This is a genomic window from Streptomyces sp. SPB074 (assembly GCF_000154905.1).
In the GTDB taxonomy this organism is placed as follows: Bacteria; Actinomycetota; Actinomycetes; order Streptomycetales; family Streptomycetaceae; genus Streptomyces.
Window position 1 is genome coordinate 5,138,009 of the sequence record NZ_GG770539.1, and the last position, 868, is coordinate 5,138,876.

General features: G+C 73.3%; 1 protein-coding gene. It reads left to right on the forward strand.

Going from position 1 to position 868, the window contains the following annotated elements; all coding sequences use genetic code 11:
- The first annotated feature begins 213 nt into the window (after window positions 1-213).
- Window positions 214-765 (forward strand): DUF3145 domain-containing protein, encoded by a 552-nt coding sequence (locus tag SSBG_RS21725; protein ID WP_050776814.1) that lies wholly within the window; start codon window positions 214-216, stop codon window positions 763-765.
- The last annotated feature ends 103 nt before the right edge of the window (window positions 766-868 follow it).

Genomic DNA, 868 nt, shown 5'->3' on the forward strand with positions numbered 1-868 from the left:
CCCTCGCGGGTGAAAGCCGCGTGCTCGTAGCGCTGAGGTCGACGGTACGTCACACCGCGGGCGTTCCCGCAGGGTAGTTTTGCCCGAGGCGGCGCATGTCACGCCCCGGCGGCTTCCGGCGGGGCCGACACGGCGACCGCTCCGGCCCGGTGACGGCCCGCCGTTCCCGGTCGGCTACATTGCAGTACGTCACTTCTGTCCCATTTGGGAAGAATGCTCGGCACGGGCGCGAGGGGTCTGGCACCTCGTCCCCCACAGGAGGTACCGGTGACGACGACACGTGGAGTCCTGTACGTGCACTCCGCACCGCGCGCGCTGTGCCCGCACGTCGAATGGGCCGTGGCGAGCGTGCTCGGCGTGCGGGTGGGCCTGGACTGGATCAGACAGCCCGCCGCGCCCGGCACCTGGCGTGCCGAGTTCTCCTGGCAGGCCGAGACCGGCACCGCCTCCAAGCTCGCCTCCGCGCTGCGCGGCTGGCAGCTCCTGCGCTTCGAGGTGACCTCGGAACCCACCCCGGGCGTCGAGGGCGAGCGGTACAGCGCGACACCCGAACTGGGGATCTTCCACGCCGTCACCGGGGTGCACGGGGACATCCTCATCCCCGAGGACCGGCTGCGGGCGGCCGTCGCGCGGGCCGGTGCGGGCGAGAGCGTGCTCGCGGACGAGGTGCAGAAGCTGCTGGGCAAGCCGTGGGACGACGAGCTGGAACCGTTTCGCTACGCGGGGGAGGGGGCGCCGGTGCGGTGGCTCCACCAGGTCGTGTGACCCCGGGGCGGGGGGCTCGTGGGGCTCCGCCCCGGGGCCCGCTCGCGGGGCTCCGCTCCACGCCCCGCTCCTCAGGCGCCGCCAGGGGCTGAAAAAGCGTGTG